The 19,313-nt window shown below is 72.0% G+C and carries 1 protein-coding gene (only partly in view); it reads left to right on the forward strand.

The window, feature by feature from the left end; genetic code table 11:
- A protein-coding gene (locus ABCR94_RS13295) for a lonely Cys domain-containing protein (RefSeq protein ID WP_347119461.1) crosses the window boundary here: on the forward strand, window positions 1-19,295 show its 3' portion. 19,243 nt of this gene lie to the left of the window's left edge; 19,295 of the gene's 38,538 nt are visible here — the last part of the coding sequence; the start codon falls outside the window, past its left edge; it ends in the stop codon at window positions 19,293-19,295.
- Window positions 19,296-19,313: the final 18 nt, after the last annotated feature.

Genomic DNA, 19,313 nt, shown 5'->3' on the forward strand with positions numbered 1-19,313 from the left:
GGCTGGTCCGGGGCATTGGCGCGCTGGAGACGATGCGTGCGAACGATCCGGCGCTCAGCGGGGTCACCCTGCTGCGGATGGACATGCTGGCCTTCTACGCGCAGCAGCACAGTGGGGGGATCGCGGACACGGCCGCCTTTGAGTCTCTTCTGGACTTCGCCCGGGACCGCGTTGCCGCGGATCCCGATGCGCGGCTCAGCACGGAGGTGCCGGCGCCTGCTCTGATGGTGACGCTCAATGAGCTCGCCACTTCGGGCGAGGCCATACTGCGTTCCGTTCAGGGGCTGCCCGTGGGGGCGGCGGTGAGCCCGGGGCAGGTGGCGTCCACCCTCTGGGCGACGGTCCGGGCCGCGAAGATGCTGTTCAACGAGATACCGCCGGCGGACCGGGAAGCACACGGCCGCGGTGTGCTCCACCTGCCCGACACCGATACCTGGGACCTGTCGAGGCAGAAAACACTCTGGGCGCTGACCGCCAAGGCCCTCGCCGAGGGTCTGGATGTCACTGACCGCAACCTGCTGGCCGCCTACTACCTGAAGGGGTTTGCATTCGTCAAGGTCAATCTGCTGAGGCAGGGGCAGGCGATACAGGGCGCCAACTGGAGCGGGCTACCAGCGCCCGCGGGGGTCAACTGGCGCAGCATGGACCAGATGACGCAGGGGCCGGGCGGGGTCACCACCCAACAGGTCGTGCCGAAATGGGCCGGACCGGGGCTGCCCGAGCCCATCCTGAACCTAGTTCATGTGAACCAGGCCGGGAACGTGGTCCTGCACCTGCCCGGCGGGCCTCCGGTCGAAGTGTCCGACGACGAGTTCCTGGCACTGCTGAGCCTGGAACCGGGGATGCGCACAGCCAACCTCGAGCAACCGCTCCTGTTGCTGATCTCCGGTCCCGGGGTGCTGAGGCCGGAGCTGGTGCAGCGGTTCGCCCAGCGCAGCGGCCGTCCCGCCTTCAGCTACAGCGCGCCCATGACGCTGACCGCCGCCGATCCGTCGGCCCCGCTCAGCATCGTCGCTCTCCTGGACCCGGCCACCCAGGCCCCGGGCCACTGGACCCAGGCCACCCGGAAGCCGTCGAAGCTGCTCCCCCAGTCATCGGCGTCAGAGGAGATGTCCCTCTTCGCACCGTCGCCGGGACCCTCCGCGCCGCCCGTCACGGTGAACGCCCCCGCGCCCGCTGCCGTGTCGGGTGGCTTCACCGGCGCGAACGACCCCATGCTCGCGCCGGAAACCCTGATGAGGGGACCGTCCGGCAGGCCACAGGGCCGCAACGTGACGGAGAAGTCCGTGAGCCAGGTGCTGCCCGGGAAGGTGCGGGTCATCGAGACCCGGCCCGGCAAGCCGCCGGTGATCGTGTCGGAGGAGGACGCGCCGTGGCCGGACGACTCGTATGTCATCTGGGCCGAGGGCGGCAACGGGCGGGTGCACCTGCCCGACGGCCGGGTGCTGGACGCGGAGGGGCTGGCCGACGCGCTGGCCGCCGATCCGGAGCTGGCCGGACTGCCCGAGCACGTGGAGGTGGTGCTGGTCCTGGCGGAAGCGGGGGACCAGCATCTGGACATATTGCGCGCGGTGGCGACCCGGCTGAACCGGAAGGTGTGGGGTCCGAGCGGCAAGGGGCGCATGGTCGCCGACGCCTCCGCCGGCGGCCACCGTCCGGTCATAGTCGACGGTGACGCCAACCTGCCGTACGGCGGCTGGGTGCCGTTCGATCCGCCGGCCAGGACAGTGCCGTTCGAGGACCGCGAGTGGACGGCGTCGGACGGGACGACGTTCCGCGACAGCGACGTGTACAGCCGGCCTCTGGTCGACGAGAACCATGAGCGGTTCGGCCGGATCTCGGTACCGGTCACGGACAGTCTGCGTACGCGTGAGCGCCTGCTGAGGGCGTTTCCCGGGATGCGACTTCTTGTGCACAAGACGCCGGCCGGTGACGGCCACCGGGTGGTCGGCTCCGAAGAGGTGACACCGGATCCGGCGGTCTATGTCTTCGCGGGCCACGGGCAGCCGGGCCGGCTGAAGCTCGCCCTCCGTGACGGCTGGACGGTGTGGCTGGGCAAGCGGGATGCCGGGCGGTACGTCAGCGGGCTGCGTGAGGTGCGGGAGCTGCCGACGGGCCACCGGCTGCACCTGGAGGTCTGCTGGGGCGCGTCGGACGGCGACCCGCGGCAGCACACTTCCGCGACCCAGCCCGCGCCCCACGTCGACGACCCGCTGGACGATGTTCCGCTTGGTCAGTACGCCGCCAACGAGGGCCGGAGGGAGACTACTGCGGTCACTCGGCCCACCGGCCTGGACGCCCATGACCGGGTGGTGATCGACGCGCCCGGTGGCGAAGCCGGACGCCGGGTCACCTACCGGCCCGAGCCGCTGGAGCACGAGCTGGACCAGCTGGCGCGTGACGAGGGTGTGGACACCATCCCCGGTGTCGGACCGTTGGAGGCGCGCGCGACCACACTGCGGCTGGTACGGGCGCTGCGGCAGGTGTTCGGCAATGAGATCGAGGACGACCGTGGGGTGCCGGGCGGCCGGTACGAGCGGGCGATGCGGGGCATCGTGGCGCTGGAGCGGATGCGGGCGAACGATCCGGCGATCAACCAGTTCACGCCGTTCCGGCTGGACATGCTGGACTTCTTCACCCGGGAGCACAGCGGAAGGGCTCCGGACGAGGCCGGGTACCGGTCGCTGCTCGACTTCGCCCGGGACCGGGTGACGGCCGACCTCGGGGCCCGACTCACTGAGGCGGTGTCGGCACCGGTCCTGCAACTCACGCTGGGCGAACTCTCCGCCAAGGGCGAACAGCTCATCCGGCACACGCAATCGCTGCCCCCCACCGCGACGTTCACCCCGCGGCATGTGGCGTCCACCCTCTGGGCCACCGCCCGCGCCGCCAAGACGCTGTTCGGTGACACACCGAAAGAGAACCGTGAGCCACTCGGCCGCAGGGTGCTCCATCTGTCCGGCGCGGACCCGTGGGACCGGCAGAAGCAGGAGACGCTCTGGGCGCTGAGCGGCAAGGCCATCGCCGGGGGCGTGGACGTCACGAACCACGATGCGCTGGCCGCCTACCACCTGGCGGAGAGCGGCGCCTACGCACCGGGCCGGATACTGACGCAGGGGCAGCACGTCCAAGGCGTCAACTACAGCGGTGCGCAGGCCCCCGCGGGCGTCAACTGGGGCGTCGTCCATCAGACGGTCATGGGGCCGGGCGGACCCGCCACCCAGCCCGTTCAGCCGGTCTGGGTCGGTCCGGGGCAGCCCATGCCCCTCCTGTACCTGATCCACGTGGACCAGGCGGGGAACTTGGGCCTGCAACTGCCCGGCCGTCCCGGCGTCCTGGTGCCCGAGGCGGAGTTCCTGGAACTGCTGGCGTTCGATCCGGCGCTGCGGAGCGCCCCCCTGAGCAGCCCCGTCGTGTTCCTGACCACCGGCCCCGGAGCCCTGGGGCACTTGGCGCAGCGGTTCTTCGAGCGCACCGGACGTCCCGCCGTCAGCCACAGCGCGCCCATGACGCTGACCGCCCCCGCTCCGTCCGCCCCGCTCGGCATCGTCACCCTGCTGGATCCGGCCACCCAGGCCCCCGGCCAGTGGACCGCGGCCAACCGGCAGACGATGAGCCCGCCCGGGCAGTCCACCGCGTCCTCGGGCCCCACGATCACCTTCGCCCCGTCGGCCCCGGCGGCGTCGGCACAGATGCCGGACATCTGGGCGCTGAAGATCGGTGCGGAGGGGGAGCCCTCGTCCGATCCGCTGCTGTCGCCGCGGATCCGGCACGCCTCCGGCGTCGGGACGTTCCACTTCGCGCCCGGCACTCCGCTCACCGTCGACCAGGACGGTGCCGGCTCCGAGGAGCGGGACGCCCGGACCGGTATCGCCTCCCCGGCGCCCGTCCAGATCAACATGGCCCCCGTCTCCGCCGCCGACCGGGCGGACGCCACGGGTGATCCGGGCTGGTCGGTGTCGTCCTGGCGCCCCGCCGGATCGCCGGACCGGGCGCGGTTCGAGAGCCTGTACCAGGACCGTGAGTGGCGGCAACGAGGCGTGGCCCTGGAGTTCACGTTCGCCGGGGCGATGAGCCAGCTCCGTCAGATCACCGACTCGGCCCGTGACGGCGTGGTCCGCATGCAGCGGGAGCTTGCCGCGCGTCACGGCGAGGCGCCGGCGCAGCGTGCCTTCTTCGCGCCGGACGCGGTTCCGGCTGATCCCGCCGCTGCGCTGGAGCGGCTGCGGACCCTGCCTTCCGGGCCGCTCACGCTGGACGAGTTGATGACCGCGCTCACTTACGCGGCGTACGCGGGTGCGGGGCTGCCGGGTGGGCTGGCCGAGGCGCTGTCGCGTCCGGTCGGCGGTCGTGCGCGTTATGCGCCGGGCAGTGCCTACCGTGCGGTCCACGACAGCCGTGGTTTCCGCCGGGTGGGCGGTGAGGGTGGTCCCGCACTGCGGCTGCTGCGGACCTACGCCGCGCTCGGCGCCTCGCCTGCCCAGCTGCTCGCGTTCCGCGGCGTGCTCATCGCCTGGATGATCCCCGCCGATCTGCAGTCGTTGCACGAGATTCTGCGCGCCTCCCACCTGCTCGGGGTGGGGAACGCGGAGGAGCGCGGCGCTGTGCTGCGTGATGGCGCGGGGCTGCACAACTGGGCGCACGACTCCGCACGGCAGGCTGGCCTCCAGAGGTTCGCTCCCCGCAGTCGGTTGATCCCGCCGCATCGCGCTCTGTACGCCGAGCGGATGGCGTACGGCCGGAGCGTCACTCCCAGCGGGCTGGACCTTCCGGACGATCTGGTGGACTTGGTCGACGCCGCGCTCGCCGGGTTTTCGCAGTCGGAAACCCGAAGGGGGCAGGCGCTCGACGCGTGGCTGCGCCGCTACGGTGCTGAGGGTCGGCGGGCTCTGGTGCGCCTGGCACCGGCTCACCTGACGGCCATCCATCTCTACAGCGGGCCCGACTACCGGCTGATGAAGGCGTTCCTCAACGGTGAGCGGTTCGGCGCGGGGATGAGCCGCCGTCTGGTACGCCTCAGCGTCTGGTCGATGACCCGGAAGGCGGCGGAGGTCGGCGCGACCGACTTCGCACCGATGATGCTCCGCAAGCACCCCGGTTTCGCCGACCTGTTCGACCAGATGTGGGAGGTGGATGACCTCGGGGCGCGCACCAACGGGGTGGCACGGCTGCGCCGTCGTCTGGACGCGATGGCCGACTGGGTGTACGCGCAGCTGCCGCTGCACGTCGACATGGCGATCGAGGCGCTGGAGACCCTGCCGCCGGTGGACGCTGACGTCTGGTGGGGCGACCGCGGGATACCGGGTTCGCTGGACGGGCCTCCGGTGGACGGGCCGATCTACGGCCGGGACACGGTCACGATGCCGTTCTTCCGCAGCACATCGCTGCTGTCCAGTACGGCACTCGGCTTCATGCAACGGAGCAAGGGGATACCCGGCGACTCGCATCGCGGAGTGGTGCATGTCTCGCGTTCCACGGCGCGGGAGGTCAGCCCGTTCGTGGTCTTCATCTCCGAGGCGGAAGCCGCGTATCCGCCGGGTGCGTTCTTCCGCATCGCCGGCCGGGGCGTTGTCCGGGGTGGCGAGAGGGCGGTGCCGTACGAGTCCATCACCGCCCAGGAGGCCAGGCCGCCCGAGGAGCAGGGGTCCGACCGCTCTCTTCCGGCTTTCCATGAGCTCGGCGCACCGGACGGCCTGTTCCGCGTCGGCCCGGCCGCCGACACCGCCGAGCAGGACCGGCCCGCGCCGGTGGTGCGGGAGATTCGTGGGGCGGACGGCCGGGTCGTCGGTGTGGCGTCGTTCGATGACGCGGACTGGGCGGTGCGGCGGGACGCGTACGCGCGGCTGGACGGTGCGACGGGGTTTGTGTCGTGGGAGCGTGACGCTGAGGGGCGGCCGGTGGCGACGCACCAGGCGTTGCCGGGTGGTGAGGCTGCGGGGGGGACGTTCTTCTTCGCTTCGCACGGTGGGCCCGAGGGTCTTGCGGTGGTCACCGTGGACGGTGGTGTGCGGCGGGATGACGGGTCGTATGCGGGGCGGCTGTTGGGAGATGTGCGGGGTCGTGGTTTCCGCAGGGTCACGGTGCTGGCGTGTGGTCCCGGCGGTGCGGCGATGGGCGTGGCGGAGGCCAGGGCGCGGGCACGGCGGCTGGCGAACCAGGCGGGATTGCCGGTTCACCTGGCGGTCGGCCGTGCCGCGGTCTCCGGTGGGCTGCCGCATCTGCTGGAGGACGCCGAGGGGCGGGCCACTCAGTGGGTGACGGAGCATCCGGACGGCTGGCCGGTTCCTCCGGCAGCGGCCTCGGGCACGGACACCGGCACTCCCGCCTCGGTCGACTACCCGGCCCCCGAACAGCACAACGTCATGCCCAGCAGGGCGGACGCGACCCTGGAGGAGATCGAGGGCATCGACGCCGCTGGGGGAGGCGCCTGGTCGGTGTCGACCTGGCAGCCGGCCGGCAGGTCCGACACGGTGCGGTTCGCCGGCCTCCAACGGGACCGTGAGTGGCGTCGGCGCAGCGTCGCCTTCGAGTTCGCCCTCGCCGACGCGCTGAGCGGCGTCCCCGAGCTCACCCAGGTGGCCAAACGGGCGGTCCGCGAACTGCACGGGGCGCTGGCCGCCCGCAACGGCGAGGAGCGGACGCGGCGCGCCTTCTTCGCCTGGGACGCGATGCCGGAGGATCCGGGCGCGGAGCTGGAACGGCTGCTCGCCCTGCCCCCGGGGCCGGAGACGCTGGACCGGCTGATGACGGCCTTCACCCACGCCGCGTACGCCGGTCCGGGGCTGCCGTCCGAGGTCGAGACGGCGCTGTCCCGACGGCCCGACGGCACTCGTGGGCGGTACGCGCCGGACAGCGCCTACCGCGCCGCGCACGACAGCCGCGGCTTCCGCCGGGTGGGCGGCGAACGCGGCCCCGCGCTGCGACTGCTGCGGATGTTCGCGGCGCTCGGCCTGCCGCCGTCCACGCTGCCGGTGTTCCGTACCGCTTTGACCGCCTGGATGATCCCGTCCGACCTGCAATCCCTGCCCGAGATCCTGCGCGCCTCCCACCTGATCGGCCTGGGCGACCCGGACGAGCGCACCGCCACGGGTCGCGATGGTGCCGGTCTGCACAACTGGGTGCTGGACCACATCGCGGAGGGCGGACTGCTCCGGCTCGCCCCCGCCGACCGCCGGCTCCCCGCCCTGATCCCGCCGCACCGGGCCGTGTACGGAGGGAGGATGACGTTCCCGGAAGAGCTCACCGATACCGTGGATGTGCCTGACGCCCTGGTCACCATGGTCGATGTCGCGCTCGCCGGCACACTGCCGCCCGCGACCAGCGGCCGGCTCAAGGCCATGTCCAAGTGGCTGGACCGTTACGGAAGCCGCGGCACCGAGGCGCTCAAGCGGCTCGCCCCCGCCCACATCACGGCCCTGTACCTCTACAGCGGGCCCGACTACCGGCTGATGAAGGCGCTGCTCAACGGTGAGCGGTTCGGCCCGGGCATGGGCCGTCACCTGGTGCGCTTCACCACCTGGAGGCTGGTGCGCGACGCGGTACTCATGGAAGATCTCAGGGAGCTTCCGCTCATAGTGCTCAGTCATCTTTCTTTCCTGGAGGTGTTCGACGAGCTGAGCGAGCTGTCGGATCTGGAGACACCGAGCCCCGAGCTGTCCCGTTCCCGACGCCGGCTGGACGCCATCGCCGCCCAGCTCTACGACGACCTGAAGCTGCACGTGGACATGGCGATCGAGGCGCTGGAGATCCTGCCGCCGGTCGGGGGAGACGTCTGGTGGGGCGACCGGGGGGCGCCAGGGCCGTTGGACCGGCCCTCGGTGAACGGCCCGGTCTACGGCGCCGAGACGATCGAGGTGCCGTTCTTCCGCAGCACCTCGCTTCGGGTCGGGGAGGCGCGGGAGTTCGCAATGAACATCAGGTCGGTTCCCCGGCATTCGCACCGCACGGTGGTCCGGGTCAGGAACTCGACGGCTCGGGAAGGCGCCCCCTTCTTCGCGTATCCGACGGAGAATGAGGCGCTGTATCCGCCGGGCATGAGGTTCGACATCATCGGTCGACGGCGGGTCGACGGGGTCAGGGTGGGCCTCTCGCACGAGCTCCAGACGGTCGAGGAGGCCACTCCGCTGCCGGACGGCCGCTCCGCTGCCTCGCGGGTCCGTCATCTTCCCGAGGCGTCGGCCGAAGGCGGTGCCGTCGCGGACGACCTCTTCGACCTCGGGTCCTCCGACGACGAGATGTTCGATGTCGACATTGACTTCGACTCGGATGTCGACATGGAATCCGACGCGGACGGTGACACGAACGCTGGCACGCCGGTGACGCGGGAGATCCGTGGGGCGGACGGCCGGGGCATCGGTATGGCGTCGTTCGACGACGCGGACTGGGCGGTGCGGCGGGACGCGTACGCGCGGCTGGACGGTGCGACGGGGTTCGTGTCGTGGGAGCGTGAGGCCGGGGGCCGGCCGGTGGCTACGCTCAAGGCGTTGCCGGGTGGCGGGGCTGCCGGAGGGACGTTCTTCTTCGCGTCGCACGGTGGGGCCGAGGGGCTGGCGCTCGCCGAGGACGGTGGCGGCGTCCGGCGGGATGACGGGGCGTACGTGGGGCGGCTGTTGGCAGGTGCGCGGAGCCGTGGTTTCCGTAGCGTGACCGTGCTGGCGTGTGGTCCCGGCGATATGCCCGGGAGCGTGGCGGAGGCCAAGGAGCGGGCAGAGCGGTTGGCGGACGCGGTGGGCCTGCCGGTTCATCTGGAGGTGGGCCGTACCGCGGTGACCGGCGGCCGCGACGGTGGTCCGGCGCTGATACACGCGCTGGAGGACTCCGAGGGGCGGGCCACGGGGTGGGTGACGGCGTATCCGGCCGGCCACCGACGCACCGGCGCACCGGCCTCGGATACCGGGCGTCCGATCGAGGCCGACTACCCGGCCTCCGGACTGATCAACGCCGACAGCGACATGGACCTCGATTCCAACTCCGGCGAGGCACCCGAGCCCGACGCCAAGTCCGAGTCCGGCGAGGCATACGAGCCTGACGCCGAGTCCGAGTCCGAGTCCGGCGAGGCATCCGAGTCCGACGACGAGTCCGACGACGACCCGCGCATGCAGATCCCGTCCTGGCGGGTCACCGGCGCGCCTGACACACCTCGTTTCACCGGGTACTACGGGAACCCCCACTGGCGGCAGAAGAGCGTCGACTTCGAGTTCGCGCTTGCGCAGCTCCTGGCCGCGCACCCCGATGTGATCACCACGGTGCGCCAGACAGTCGGCCGCGCGCACCAGTTCCTCGTCCAGCGGTACGGGCAGGAGGCGGCCACCCAGGCGTTCTTCCCGCCGCACCACCCGATGTGGGCGGCACCGGGCGGACCCCTCGCCCAGCTCTTGGGACCGGGCGCCACGGCTCCCCTGTCCCAGTTGATGTGGGCCTACGCCAACGCGGTCTTCGCCAACGTCGGCGGCCCCGCGACCATCAGCCGCGCCCTTCCCGGCAGGATTCGTTACGCCGGACAGCCACTGAGGAGGCCCAACCCCGCGGACCGCGCGAGTTGGCAGCGGCACGACGCCCGAGGCTTCCGACAGGTGGGAGGTGTGAACGGGCCCGCGCTGTGGCTGCTTCAGAGCACCCATGAGCTCGGAGCCACCCCCGCCGAGATGGGCACCTTCCGCGCGGCGCTGATCGCCTGGGCGGTCCCGGAGGGCGTGCAGTCCCTCCACGAGGTCCTGCGAGCCTCGCACCTGATCGGTATGGGCGGGGCGGAGGAGCGCATCGCGACGGAGCGGGACGCCGCCCGTACGCACGGTTGGGCCAGGGATCACCTCGTCCCCTGGCAGCACATCCCGCAGACCCCCCAGGGCCTCGCTCTCGGCAATCATCTGCGCGCACCCCACGTGGCGCTGTACAGCGATGGCGTGAGATATCCCCGCGAGGCGACCGGTGAACTCGACGGCCCGGACGACCTGCAGACGATGCTCGACGTCCTTCTCTCCGGCGGCCCTTCGACGTTCCCCGACGATGAGCGCATGACCGTGGCACGAGAGTGGCTGGCACGGTACGGCGCGGAGGGCCGCGCCGCGCTGCTGAGGATGGCCCGGGCCCATGTCACCGCCCTGTTCATCTACAGCATGTCCGACTACCGGCTCATGAAAGCGCTCCTGAACGGTGAGCGGTTCGGACGGCACGCGGGCCGGTGGCTGCTGCGCTCCGTCGCCTGGTCGATGGTCACGCGCGGTGTCCACAACGCGGAGGGATGGCAGAACTTCGTTCCCTTGACGCTGCGGACTCAGCCGGGTTTCGCGGAGGTGATGCAGGGGTTGCTGGACCTGTCCGACCTGGAACCCAGCCCCGAGGTGTCGCGGCTGCGTCGTAGGCTCGACGCGATCACCGATGGGCTCCACGGTCAGCTGAAGGTGCACATCGAGATGGCCGTCGAAGCCCTGGAACTGCTCCCCCCGGTGAGGCGTACCGTCTGGTGGGGCGACCGGGGCGTGCCCGGGTCATTGGCCCGACCGGCGGCCAACTCGCCCTTGTACAACGGCGCGGTGATCTCGGTGCCGTTCTTCCGCAGCACCTCCCTGGATATCGACGAAGCCCTGGACTTCGCACTGTCCACGAAGCGCGCGCCGTCGAAGACCCACCGCGGGGTGTTCGAGATTCCCGACTCCCTGGGCAAGGAGATCGCCATGTTCTCCGCCTATTCCAGCGAGTCGGAGGTCCTCTATCCGCCCGGTTCCTTCTTCCTCGCCCAAGACCGGACCATCCGCACACACAACGGGGACTCGAAGAGCCAGAAGTACGCGTACTCCGTGGTCAAGGACGCAACCGGCAACCGGCCGTCCGCGCCGCCGAGGCCCGCGGTCGCTCCGGCCGACCCGGCCGACGGTGACCAGCAGATCCTCCGCTCCTTCTACGCGGATCCACGCTGGTGGAGGCTGAGTGGGGAGTACGAAAAAGCCCTGGGCGAGGTGCTCGCCCACGAACCCGCCGTGCGGGACGCTGCGCGTGCGGCTGTCCGCATCCTGTACACCTATCTGTCGCACCACCTCGGCGCCCGCGCGGCGGCGTCCGCCTTCTTCCAGGAGATGTCCGAGGCGGACGACCCGCAGGCCATGATGGACCTCCTGCTCGACGAGGACATGACGGTGAACGTGCGCACATTCGTGCTCGCGCTCGTCGACGCCGGCTACGCGTCCGCGAACGAGGGAGCGGGGCCCTCGCTCAGCCGGCTGTGGGGGAACCGCCCCGAGCTGAATGTCCACAACCAGCCCACCTCGGTCAAGGACACGTCCCCGCACAAGCGCTCCAGCCACTGGTACCGGGACCGGCACGACCGGCTGGGTCACGGCGTCGCCAACGGCCGCGCGGAAGGCGTCCAATGGCTGCTCCGGGCGTTCCAGAGCCTGCCCGGCACCGACCCCGCCCTGCTGCTGGGGCTGCGCAACGCCCTGCTGGCGGCCCGCCTGATGTTCGGCGAGCACTCGCTGGCCGAGGTACTGGAGGCCGCCCAGTCGGCCGGGGTGCGCGACGAGGCCGAGCCCGAGCCCAAGGACGTCGAGGCGGCCCGGCTGTATGCCTGGGCCGACGCCGTCTTCGCGCCCGGAAAGCGCATCGACTCCGAGCCCGAACTGCGCTGGAAGTTCGCCGACTACAGCACCCTGCGCGAGCGGCTGCGCCTGCCCCACCAGCGGATGTACCAGCAGCGCACCGCCTGGCTCGCGCCCTGGATCACCGGCAACGCGGCCGAGCCCGCCGCCATCATCGAGCTCGCCGGTCTGGAGGGAAGCACCTGGAGTGCCGAGGATCTGCGGACGCTGCCGTGGCCCACGGGCCCGGCGGCCCGGGAGCGGCGTTCGGCGCTGCGTGACTGGCTGCTGCGGCATGAGACCCAGGCGCTGCTGCGCAACGTCACCGCGGCGCACGTGCCCGCGCTCTATCTGATCAGCGGCCCGGACGGCACGCTGACCGACCCGCGCTTGACGACGGGCCCCGAGTCACTGAACCGGCTGCGCCAGACCGTGGGCGCGCTGGTCCAGCAGCGCATCGCCCAGAATGCTCCGGACCAGGCGTTCCCGCTGACGTTGCTGCGCGACACGCGCTTGCGGACCCTGGTGCGGCAGGCCAGGAGCGTGCCGCCGCTGGCCCCGAACCGTGCTGCCGCACTGGCCCAGATCGGTCAGCGGGCCGCGGCGCGCGCCGTCGAGGTGGCGGCCGGGATACGCGGGGAGGTCGCCCTCCTGCGGCGCATGGGGCGCGAAGCCCTGCACCTGCTGCCGCCGGTGGACGCGCCGGTGTACTGGTCCGCCTGGGAAGCCGGGACCCTGGAGGACGCCCGGGGGAGGCCCATGGCGGGACTCTCCTTCACCAGCCCCCCCTTCCACATCGCCTCGGCCTCGCGGAGCGTCGGGCTGCGCATGATGCCGGGCCGCCCGCCGCAGGGGGAGAGCCACCCGGTCCTGTACGAGGTGCGCCGGTCTTCCGCGCGGGACATCGCGCCGTTCAGCCGGACGCCTGCGGCGCGGCAGACGATGTTCCCGGAGGAGACCCGTTTCGAGGAGGAGTCCCGCGAGGTCCGCTACGACGCCTCGCTGGGCCGTAGCCACGTGCATGTGATCCTGCGCGACGTGCCGGCTCCGGCCCTGCTCGCGCCGGAGCAGTGGGACCGGGAGATCCTCACCCGTCCTATCATCGCTCCCGACGGCACCTGGTCCGGCGTCACCAGTTACACGGCGCAGGAGTGGTCGGAGCGCCACGACGCGATCGCCCACCTGCCCCGCCTCACCTACTTCAAGTACTACGACACCGAGGCCGAGGTGTGGGAGGACGACCGCGTCCCCGTGCCCTGGAGCCAGGGCTCCCTGTTCTTCGCCGCACCCAGCGACGGTCGGCTGGTCCAGGTGGGCTCCCGCTACGGATCCAAGCTCGCCACCGCCGGACAGGTCGGCAGCTTCCTGCGCGAGCTGCTGCGTGACTCCGCCGCCGGGGAGAACGCCGCGCTCGTCGTCTTCGGCTCGCCCGCCGGGGCCGGGCCGCTGGCCCAGCGGATGGCCGACCGCACCGGGCACGATGCCGTCGGCTCCACGGCTCCCAGCGATACCTACGAGCGGGGCGAGGGCGCGGACCCGCCCTACGGGCTGGAACTCGAACACGATCCGGGACGCCCCGCTCCCCGGTGGCTGATCCGCACCCCGCGCGCCCAGGACGGCACCGAGGACGAAGCACCCCGTGATCCGTCACGGCACGCCGAACGTTTCGCCGCGGTGTACGCCGATCCGCGCTGGCCGGAGGCCGCCCGCGGCTGGGAGCGGGCGCTTGGCCGCGCCCTGGCCGGCGATCCACGGGTCACCGCCGCCGCCCGCGCGGCGCTGCGGGCCGTCCACCGGTTTGCCATCGGCCAGTTCGGCGAGGCAGAGGCCGCGTCGAAGTTCTTCTCCGCCTCCGACGACGACGCGGGAGTGGACCTCGACGCCGCCCTGCGACGGCTGCTGGACCCCGGCGGCGGCGCCGGGCTGCCGGAGCTGATGGAGGCCTACGCGAGGGGTACGGGGCTCTCCGTCTGGTTCACGCCTCCGACGCCGCTGGACCGGGAGGGCAACTGGTACCGGGAGTTCCACCGCGACCGGGGCTTCCCCGTGGGCCATGGCCCCGCCGATGTCGCCCGCGACGCGCTGTCGCGCTACTCGCGGCTGTCCGGCGTGCGGCGGGCCGATGTTCTGGCCTTCCGGGAGGCCGTCATCAGCTGGCAGCTGTCCCTGGACCGCCACTCCCTGATCGAGGTCCTTCTCGCCTCCCACACTCTCGGCCTCGGGGACACCATCGAGCGTGCCGCGGCTCTCGGCGACGCGGTCCACCTCTACCAATGGGCCGACGGTGCCCTGACCCCTCGTACCCGCCCCGGCTCCCAAGGGTCGGACGACAGCCTGCGGTTGCCGCACCGACGCCTGTACGGCGCCGGAGTCGGCCCGATTCCCCTGGGGGCCACCGGGGCCGACACTGTGTCCGACGGTCTCATCATCGCCATACAACGCGGTGAGAGGCTGCTCTCCGGGGAGTTCGACCCCGAAGGGCTGCTGGGACGCGAGGAGGCGCTGCTCGACTGGCAGCGCCGCCACGGCGGTTCGCCCCTCGACGGTCTGGACCGCGCCCACGTCACTGCCCTCCACCTTCTGGGCGGTCCGGACGCCGTACTGCTGGGCAAGCCCGACCCGGTGGTGCGGGCCCGGTCCGTCGTCGTCGGCGAACTCCGCAACGGCCGCTTCGCCTTCCCCGTCCTGCTGATGAACGACCTCGGCTTCCGCGGCCTCGCCGCGCAGGCCAAGGCGATTGCGGAGTCCGCTCCCGACCGCTCGGACCGGCTGGCCGCGCTGCTCCCCGCCATGGGGGAGCGGATCGGCGAACTGGCCCCCCGTATTGAGGCGGAGGTGTCCCAGCACACCGCCTTCGTCTCCGAGGCGCTCGACCGGCTGCCTCCCGTGAACGCCCCCGTGTGGTGGGCGGCCTGGCTGCCCGGCGACCTCCCCTCCGGTCTGGACGGCACGGAACCACCCGGTCTGCTTGACGGGGTCTCCACCCCTTCGTTCCACTTGGCGCGGCGCACGGAGGAGACCGCGCTGGACCGGCTGAGGTCCGGCGGCGATCCGCCGGCGGGCTGGCATTCGGTGGTCTTCGAGGTGAAACGCTCCTCGGGCCGCGATGTCTCGGTCTTCGCCGGGGACCCGGAGGGCGAGCCGGTGGCCTACCTCGAACCGGCCGACTTCACGGTGCTCCGCCGCTCGCTCCGTACGCATCCGGAGACGGGCCGTCGCTACGAACACGTCCTGCTCGCCGAGACCGCCGCCACCAGCCGGGCGCTCGCCGCCCCGCCCACGCCCTCCGAAGCCGCGGCCCCGGCCTACCCGGAGCCGGACTTCTGGAACGCGCCCTGGGAGGGACACGAGAGCGCCCGGTCCCTGGACGGGATAGTGGTCCAGGAGATCCGCGCGGACGGGCGGACCGTCGGCAAGGCGTCGTTCTCACGGCGCGACTGGTCGTTGCGTGAGCGTCCCTACGGCCGACTGCCCGGGGCCACTGCCTACACGCAGTGGAACCGTGGCCCCGGCGGTGAACGGGTAGCCCACCGCCGCCCGCTGCCCGCCACGGGCCGTACCGGCACGTTCTTCTGGGCGTCCCATGGCAAGGACAGCGGCTACGCCCTCGTCCGCCAGGACGACATACCCGTAGGCGCCGACGACGAGACGGTGGGGCGTCTCCTCGGCGGCGACCTGGCCGCGGCCGGCTTCACCAGCGTCACGGTCCTCGCGTGCGACCCCGGCGCCGTACGCGACGCCGACGCCCCGGCGCGCGCCGTCGCCCGGGCGCAGGGCATCGCGGAGGCCACCCAACTGGACGTGTACATCAACACCGGCGGGGTGGCGGTCACTCCCGGCCAGGACGAGGACGGCGGCGCCACGGCCGACATCCACCTCCTGGAGGCCGCCGACGGCAGCCCGACGACATGGCTGCGGATCTCCCCGCGCGGCCGTGCCGGAGCCGCCCCGCTCCCGGGTCTCCCCGAGCCTCCAGCGTCCGCCGGCCCGGAACCCGGCCCGCTCGCGGGCGCGCGTAATCCCTGGTCCGTACCCGGATGGCGGATCCCCGGGCTGCCCGAGACGGTGCGGTTCGCGTCGTACTACGGACAGCGAGAATGGCGCAACCTCAGCGCGCGGTTCGAGTACACCCTCGCCCAGCGGGTGGCCACCAACCTTGGGACCGTTCAAGCCGTCGCGACGGCTGTCGCCCGGCTTCACCAGTTCCTGGCACAGCGGTACGGCCCGGCGGCGGCGGACCGGACGTTCTTCCACGGGCCGCGGGCCGAGCACTGGATCCGGGAGCCCGACGCGGTAGGCCGGTTCCTGGACAGCCGGCCGCCCCTGGTCGACCTGATGTCCGCGTTCGCCCACGCGGCGTACGCCGGTGGAGAGCCCACCTCCCTGTCCCGGACCCTGCCCGGGTGGCTCCGGTCGCCGTGGGCGCCGCGGCCCCGGGGTCCCCGGCAGGGCGCGTACCGTACGGCGCACGACCCGCGCGGGTTCCGGTACGTCGGAGGGGCGGTCGGCCCGGCTCTGTGGCTGCTCCAGGCCTACCGGGCGATCGGAGCGAGCGAAACGGAGCTGCTGGCCTTCCGTAACGGGCTGGTGGCCTGGTCCATCCTGAGTGACAGTCACTCCCTGCCCGAGGTGTTGCGCGCCTCGCACGTGCTCGGCATGGGCGACGAAGCGGAGCGCACCGTGGTCGACCGGGATGGGGTACGTCTCCACCGGTGGGCCCAGCGTGCCTTCTCCCTCGGCGTACCGCTGCCGCACCACCAGATGTACGACAGCCGGACCCGTTTCGTGTCCACGTACGGCGTCTCTGTGCCCGCGGACATCCGTAGGGCGCTGGACGCCGCGCTGGCCGGGCGGCAGATGGACAACGAGGACGATCGGGTCGAGGCTGCCACGGAGTGGCTGGAGCGGTTCGGCGAGGCGGGCCGGGAGGCTGTCCGCGCCCTGGCCCCCGGGCACCTGGCCGCGTTGTACCTCTACACCGGCGAAGATCACACGCTGTTCAAGATCTATGTCACGGGAACCCGCTTCGGTGAGGCGGTCGGCCGATGGATGGTCAGGAGGCGGGTGTGGAAGTACGCACAGGAGGTCGCCGCCGGTGAGGATTCGGACCTGCCGCAGCTGCTGAAGGACAACCTCGACCTGAACGAGGTGATCGATGACCTGACCGAGCTGGGGCCGGACGCGGACGGGCCGGCCGTCGCTGAGGCGCGGCGCCGGGTGAACCAGGTCGCCGACAGGCTGTACGCCGATCTGGCCGCGCACGTCGACATGGCGGTGGAGGCGCTGGAGATACTGCCGCCCCTGAACGGACCGGTGTGGTGGGGCGGCTGGGCCTCGGGCCCTCTGGTGGAGACCTCGGACGACTCACCGCTGGCGGACACCATGTTCATCCCGCGATTCCGCAGCACCACCGAAGACCTGATCATGGCCATGGAGTACATGCGGGACGACGAGGACGACACGGAGGACCGGCACCCGATGCTGGCGCATGTCCCGCACTCGACGGGCCGACTGGTCACCCCCTTTTCCCCGTGGATCGAAGAGATCGAGGTGCTCTACGCACCGGGCTTCGCCGTGGACATCGAGACGCGCGACATCGCCGCCGACCCGGAGACCGGGTGGCAGTACGCCGACTACACCCTGCGGGAGATGCCCCCCTACCCGCCCACGGCCTACCGCAACGCCGACGACGCACCGTCACCGCGGGTCGCGGAGATCACGGACGCGCAGGACACGGACCGGGAGGACACGGCCCCCGGCCCCGACGAGCCAGCGCCGCGCGGCACCTACCGGCGCACCGGGCCGTATGCCGCCGAACTCGACGGCACCGTCTTCGCGCTGCACGAGTCGCCGGGGGAGGGCGACCGGCCGGCCGACGCCCTCCTGCTGGCCCTCCGGTACGCGGCCCCCGACGCGCTGACGAACGCCGGAATCGACACGCCCCACGCCCTCCGCGACTGGCTGGGGCGAAACGTTACCGACGACGACCTGTCACAGGAGACGCCGCTTCCGCTGGACGGGGGCCGGATGATCCCGCTGAAACTGCTGGACGAGATCGGTGCGCGGATCAACGCCTCCCAGCGCATGGAAGGGGTCCTCCTCGGCAATCAACTTCCGGCCCCAAGCCTCGACCTGAGCCTGGTCCAGCGGTTCCGGCTGCTGCTGCGGGACCCCTCCTACGGAGGAGGGAACGGCACGGGAGCGCTGGCGGATGTGGTTCTGGCGACGGCCCCCCGCGCGCTCGGCGTCGAGCTGGCCGTGGTGGGCCCGGACGGGCAGGTGACGTTCCACGGCGCCGTCGCGGACGACGACACCGCCGTGGCCGCACCGCCCGCGCTCCTCGTCCGCGACGGCGACCGCCACCTCGCCGGACTTCCGCACGGACCGGGCGACACCACCGGTGAGAGCGAGGCGCGGCTGCGCCGGGTGCTGGAGGCCGTCACCTCCGCGCCGGTGTCCGTACGGCAGAAGCTGGTGACCCGGCAGGCGCCGGACTGGATCCGGGCGCGCATCCACTACCTGGGGGAGGCCGAGCGCTTCGAGGAGCGGCTCGCCCGGTATCTCGGCGACGACGAAGCCGCCAACGCCCAGCTCGGCGTGATGGTGCGCGAGGTGTGGAAGCGTGCCGTGGCGGCGGGGCGCTGGGCGGAGCTCGGCTCGGCCGATCCCACCACCGACGGCGCCGTGGGCACCGATCGGGACCGGATCGAGGCCGTGGTGGAGTCGGGCAACCTGCGGGAGCGCATGGGCCTGCTGTGGATCGGCGCCCCGCACCCGGCCGGGGGGCTGATCTCCGACCTGCTCGGCACCCCCGCCCCGGTGCCGCAGTCGATCATCGACGAATACGGCGAACGGCTGCGGTCGAGCGCGATGACCGCGTACCGCGAGGTACACGCACAAAGGCACGGCATGCCGCCCGAGGAGCAGGCGCGCCTGCTCGCCGAGGCCGAGCGGACGCTGCGGGCACCGGTGCGCCCCGAGGACGTACGGCCGCCGCTGAGCGAGGCCGAGCGGGCGCTGATGCCCGACGAGGACATTGCATGGATTCCGGGAAGGAACCGCTGGGACTACGCCATGAGCAGCCGTTTCCAGGCCGCCACCGAGCTGACCGGCGGCCTGGTTCTGGCCGGCACGTCCGGCTCGTCGCAGCGGCTGATGACACAGGCCGTGGCGATGCGCGATGTGTGGGGTCTGGACCTCGACCTGGGTCTGGTGCGGATCGCGTTGCTGGCCGAGATGCTGACGGCGGGGCACCACTCCCTGCACGAGATCATGCGGGGCTGCCAACTGGTCTTCGACCAGCTGCGGGAGCGCGGCACCCCGGAGTCGCCGGATCTCGACTACGTCGACAACTGGGGCCGCTACTGGCGTGTCGCCCCGCTGACCGAGGCCGAGCTGCGTGAACACGTGGCCGTCGACGGCAGGTTCCCGGATGAGCACGCCCTGGACGCCACGGGGCGGCCTACCGGTATCGGGTCGGACGCCTCGGACGGGCCGGCCGACCAGGAAGCGGCGTGGCTCGCGGCCCACCGTGACACCCTGGAGGACGTGAGGGATGCCCTGGTGGCGCTGGGTCCCGACGTGGTACCCGACTCCGACGACGGGCCCCTGACGCCCGATCTGCTGGAGCGCCTGATCGACGACTGGCTCCGCACGCGGAACGTGGAACCCGTCGGCTCCCTGGCCGAGAAGCTCCGCCAGATACTGAACGACCGTGCATAACACCCGAACGAGGAGCTC

Source organism: Streptomyces changchenzhani, assembly GCF_039766235.1.
GTDB lineage: Bacteria > Actinomycetota > Actinomycetes > Streptomycetales > Streptomycetaceae > Streptomyces.